Origin of the sequence: Ramlibacter sp. (assembly GCF_013697775.1) — a bacterium.
Taxonomy (GTDB): domain Bacteria; phylum Pseudomonadota; class Gammaproteobacteria; order Burkholderiales; family Burkholderiaceae_C; genus Ramlibacter.
Window position 1 is genome coordinate 1 of record NZ_JACCWG010000465.1, and the last position, 4,753, is coordinate 4,753.

Annotated in this window: 4 protein-coding genes and 1 pseudogene; 1 reads left to right on the top strand and 4 read right to left on the bottom strand. The window is 70.3% G+C overall.

Annotation, left to right across the window (positions count from 1 at the left end):
* From H0U68_RS23640 to rfbF, 4 genes are all read right to left on the bottom strand, one after another.
* A partial coding sequence (locus H0U68_RS23640) for an NAD(P)-dependent oxidoreductase (protein ID WP_296359377.1) occupies positions 1-897 on the bottom strand: 897 nt, incomplete at its 3' end.
* The gene (gene rfbH, locus H0U68_RS23645; RefSeq protein WP_296359379.1) at positions 894-2,447 is read right to left on the bottom strand and encodes a lipopolysaccharide biosynthesis protein RfbH; all 1,554 of its coding nucleotides are present in this window, start codon (positions 2,445-2,447) and stop codon (positions 894-896) included. The genes H0U68_RS23640 and rfbH, both read right to left, overlap by 4 nt.
* 80 nt (positions 2,448-2,527) lie before the next feature.
* Positions 2,528-3,622 (bottom strand): CDP-glucose 4,6-dehydratase, encoded by a 1,095-nt coding sequence (gene rfbG, locus H0U68_RS23650; protein WP_296359381.1) that lies wholly within the window; start codon positions 3,620-3,622, stop codon positions 2,528-2,530.
* An 11-nt stretch (positions 3,623-3,633) separates the two neighbouring features.
* A complete protein-coding gene (gene rfbF, locus H0U68_RS23655) occupies positions 3,634-4,404 on the bottom strand; it encodes a glucose-1-phosphate cytidylyltransferase (protein ID WP_296359382.1) in 771 nt (256 codons plus the stop codon).
* Positions 4,405-4,514: 110 nt separating this feature from the next.
* Between rfbF and H0U68_RS23660 the strand changes: the two are divergent.
* Positions 4,515-4,753: pseudogene (locus H0U68_RS23660) on the top strand (hypothetical protein); the annotation flags it as partial.

Genomic DNA, 4,753 nt, shown 5'->3' on the forward strand with positions numbered 1-4,753 from the left:
GCCCGCGACCTGCGGCGGCGGCGATCCGGCCGCGTGGCAGACCGCATGTGCCAGCGCGGCGATCGACACCGGTTCGTCCGCGCCGACGTTGAACGCGCCGCGGCGCGGCGCCTGCGCCAGCAGCGCCAGTGTCCACACCGCGTAGTCCGCGGGATGCATGTAGGAGCGCAGTGGCGTGCCGTCGCCGCTGATGCGGATCGGCCGGCCGTGCGCGGCATCGTTGACGAAATTGCCGGCGGCGAAATGCTTGTCCAGCGGCAGGCCGGGGCCGAGGAAGGCGAACGGCCGCGAAATGCAGAAGTTGTCCAGGCCCGACGCCACCATGGCCTCGGCCATGCGCTTGGCGTTGCCGTAGGCCTGGCGCGGATCGAGCGGGTGCGGGGCGAAGCGCTCGACCTGGTCTTCGCGCGCCGGCCCGTCGGATGCCTTGCGCGGCCCGTACACGGCGCCGGAGCTCACGTAGTGCAGGTGCGCGCCACAGGCCCGCGCCAATGCGATGCAGCCGCGTGTGCCGTCCAGGATGTCGTTGCAGGCCGCCAGCGGATCGGCGTAATTGCGCGCCGCGTCGGAACTCGCGGCCAGGTGCAGCACGTGCGTCGTCTGCGCGTCGATGCGCAGTTGCGCGAAGCCCGCGGCGTCGCAGGCCAGCCACCCGGCGCCCAAGGCATTGCGCCATGCGTCGCCCCCTAGGAACGCGGCCGGGTCGCGGCTCGCGCATTGCAGCCGGATGCCGAAGCCCTGCGCATTCAGATCCGCCAGAGCGCGCAGCACCCACTGGCCCAGGAAGCCGGTGCCGCCGGTGACGAACAGCCGCGCGCCGTGCAGCGGCGCGAGCAGCGCCGGTGCGCAGGCCGCCCGGGCCCGCGCGAGCGGCTGCGCGTGCACGTCCCGGCTCATTGCCAGTGCAGCCCCAGGTAGCTGGCAATGCTGTCAGCGATGAAGTCGATCTGCGCGTCGCCGAGGCCCGGCCACACGCCGACCCAGAACGCGCCGTCCATCAGGCGGTCGGCGTTGTCCAGCGCGCCCACCGCGCGGTATTCGCGGCCGGCGAAATACGGCTGCTTGGTGAGGTTGCCGGCGAACAGCAGCCGGGTGCCGATGCCCTGCTGCTCCAGGTAGCCGGTCAGCTCGTTGCGGCTGCACGGCGCACCGGGCTTGAGCGTGATCAGGAAGCCGAACCAAGAGGGCACCGCCCCGGCCACCGCTTCGGGCAGGTGCGCATACTGGTCCACGCCGAGCTCGCGCAGGCGGGCCGCCAGCCGCGCATGGTTCGCAATGCGCGCCTCGATGAACCCCTGCAGCCGCTCCAGCTGCGCCACGCCCACCGCCGCCTGCATGTCGGTGATCTTCAGGTTGAAGCCGGCGTGGGTGTAGATGTACTTGTGGTCGTAGCCCTGGGGCAGCTGGCCCAGCTTCCAGCAGAAGCGCTGGCCGCAGGTGTTTTCCTTGCCGGGCGGGCAGTAGCAGTCGCGGCCCCAGTCGCGAAACGACTCGGCGATCTTCATCAGGTTGGCGTCGCGCCCGAACACCGCCCCGCCCTCGCCCATGGTGATGTGGTGCGCCGGGTAGAACGACAGCGTGGCCAGGTCGCCGAAGGTGCCGCACTTCTGGCCGTCCAAGGTGGAGCCGAAGGCGTCGCAGCAGTCCTCGATCACCCACAGCTTGTGCTTGCGCGCGATGCGCATGATCTCGCGCATGTCCATCGGGTTGCCCAGCGTGTGCGCGGCCATGATGGCGCGGGTGCGCGGGCCGATGGCCGCCTCGATCAGCGCCACGTCGATGTTGCCGGTGCCGAGTTCCGAATCCACGAATACCGGCACCAGGCCGTTCTGCAGGATCGGGTTGACCGTGGTCGGGAAGCCGGCCGCGGCGGTAATGACTTCGTCCCCCTTGCGCAGCGCGCGGTCGCCCAGCTGCGGCGAAGTCAGCGTGGACAGCGCCACCAGGTTGGCCGACGAGCCCGAATTGACGGCGATGGCCTTGGACGCGCCGAACCAGCCAGCGATCTGCGCCTCGAAGCGGTCGCCGAAGCGCCCGGCCGTGAGCCACAGGTCCAGGCTGGCTTCCACCAGGTTGGCCGCCTCCGGCGCGCCCACCACCTTGCCCGAAGGCTGGATGCGGCTTTGGCCCGGCACGAAGTGCACCACCTGGGCGGACGTGCGCGTCGCGTGCTCCACGGCGTGCCGTACGGTCAGCGCGCGCAGCACGCGTTCGGCGGCCGGCCAGGACAGCGCCGCCTGGGGCCGCAGGCCGGCGGCAGGCACGGCGCGCAGGCGCTTGACGCCGGCTTGCGTTTCCGCGGCGCTGGGCTCGGCATCGGCGGCATGGTCGAACACCAGCGCATGGTCGCCCAGCAGCTGGCAGACCACGACCGGGCGGCCGTCGGCATCCGCGGCCATCCAGCAGGCGTCGATGGCGGGCGGGGAGGTCGTTGTCGTGGAAGGCATGTTCGGGAGCATCAGAAATCAAAAAAGAAAACAAATCCGGCGGGCGGACCGACAAGATTGTCACCGTTGAGGTGGCGGCCTCAGGACGAGCCGGTTTCGTAGTGGGCGATCTGCCGCAAGGTTTCCGTGCCCGCCTGCTGTGGATGGGCCAGTGCCGTCTTATGCCACGCCACGGTGGCTGCAACGGCCTGTTCCACGTTCCAGGTGGGCATCCAGGCCAAATCCTTCCGGGCCTTGCTGCTATCCAGCATCAGGAACTGGGCTTCGGCGGGCCCCGCCGGCTCCTCGTTCATGGTCAGGCGCGCGCTCGGGCCCCAATGGGCGGCGACGGCGCGGGCCAGCCGGTCGGTTCGCTGCTCGCCGCCCGCATCGGGCCCGAAGTTGTAGGCCTGCGCGAACTCTTGCGGCTGCTCATGCAGAAAACGGGCCAGCAGCATGTAACCGGACAAGGGCTCCAGCACGTGCTGGTAGGGCCGCGTGGAGGCGGGGTTGCGGATGTGCGCGGCATCGCCGGCAGCGAAGGCGCGCACCAGGTCCGGCACGATGCGGTGGGCGGAGTTGTCGCCGCCGCCGATCACGTTGCCGGCGCGCGCGCTGGCCACCGCGATGCCGGTGGATGCCGAGAACGAAGCGCGCCAGCTTGCCAGCAGGATTTCGCAGGCCGCCTTGCTGGCCGAATACGGGTCCTTGCCGCCCAGCGGGTCGATCTCGCGGTAGCCCCAGGGCCAGCCCTTGTTGTCGTAGCACTTGTCGCTGGTGACGCCGACGAAGGCGCAGGGCCGGCCGTGCCGCGCCAGCGCCTGCAGCAGCTGCAGCGTGCCCATCACGTTGGTCTGCCAGGTGTCCACCGGCGCGGTGTAGGAGTCGAGCACGATCGCCTGCGCGGCCAGGTGCAGCACGATCTCGGCGTCGGCCGCGGCGACCGCGGCGTCGAGTCCGGCACCATTGATGTCGCCGCGCAGGTCGTTCAGCCCTTGCGCAGCCAGCTCGGCGCCCACGAAGTCCCACGCCTGCGACTGCCGGCCCGGCGCGGGCAGGCTGAAGCCGGTGACGTGCGCGCCCAGTTTCACCAGCCAGGCCGCCAGCCAGGCACCCTTGAAGCCGGTGTGTCCCGTCAGCAGAACCCGCCTGCCGCGCCAGAACGCGGTATCCCATGCCAGTGCCTTGGAAGCCATTGCGCCGCGCCTCAGGTCCAGTTCTTCCACGGCGCGCTGCCGGTGGCCCATAGCTCCTCCAGCCGCTCCTTGTCGCGCAGCGTGTCCATGGGCAGCCAGAAGCCGTCGTGGCGGTACGCCGCCAGCTCGCCGGCGGTGGCCAGCGACTGCACCGGCGGGCCTTCCCACATGCAGTCTTCCTCGGGGATGTGGGCCAGCGCCTCGGGCTTGAGCACGAAGAAGCCGGCGTTGATCCAGCCGCCGTCGCCCACCGGTTTTTCCACGAAGCCGCGCACGTCGTCGCCTTCCAGGTCCACCGAGCCGAAGCGCCCGGGTGGCTGTACCACCGTGACCGTGGCCTGCTTGCCGCTGTTGCGGTGGAACTCCAGCAGCGTGCTGATGTCCACGCTGCCGACGCCGTCCCCATAAGTCATGCAGAAGTCTGAGCCGTCCAGGTAGGGAATGACGCGTTTCAGGCGGGTGGCGGTGAGCGCGCTTTCGCCGGTTTCCACCATGGTGACCTTCCAGGGTTCGCCCAGTTGCCGGTGGATCTGCAGGTCGCCGCTGCGCAGGTCCACGGTGATGTCGGCCAGGTGCAGGCGCTGGTTCACGAACCATTCCTTGATCTGGTAGCCGCGGTGGCCCAGGCAGACGATGAATTCGGTGATGCCGTGGCCGGCATAGATCTTCATGATGTGCCACAGGATGGGCATGCCGCCGATTTCCACCATCGGCTTGGGCTTGAGCACCGTCTCTTCCGACAAGCGCGTGCCCTTGCCCCCGGCCAAAATCACTGCTTTCATCCGCGGCTCGCTCCGTCCTGGTCCAGCGGTCCAGTATAGTCCGGCACCGCCGTGCCACCACCCGCGCGCAAGCCGCGGACGGGGTCCCTGGCTCACTCCCGCAACACGTCTTGACTGGCGCCACGTCCTCCGCCGATTCTTCCTCCGCCGCGGCCGCGCGCTGGGTGCTGGCCGCCTGCGCGGCGCTGCCCTGGATCCAGCCGTTCGCGCCCGGCCCTTCCGCCAACGCGGTGCCCTTGCTGGTTGCCTGGAGCTTCAGCGCGCTGGCCCTGCTGGCCGCGCCTGCATTGCCGCGGCGCCTGCCGGTGTGGCTGGGCGCTGCCGCGGCGCTGGCGCTGCTGGTATGGGC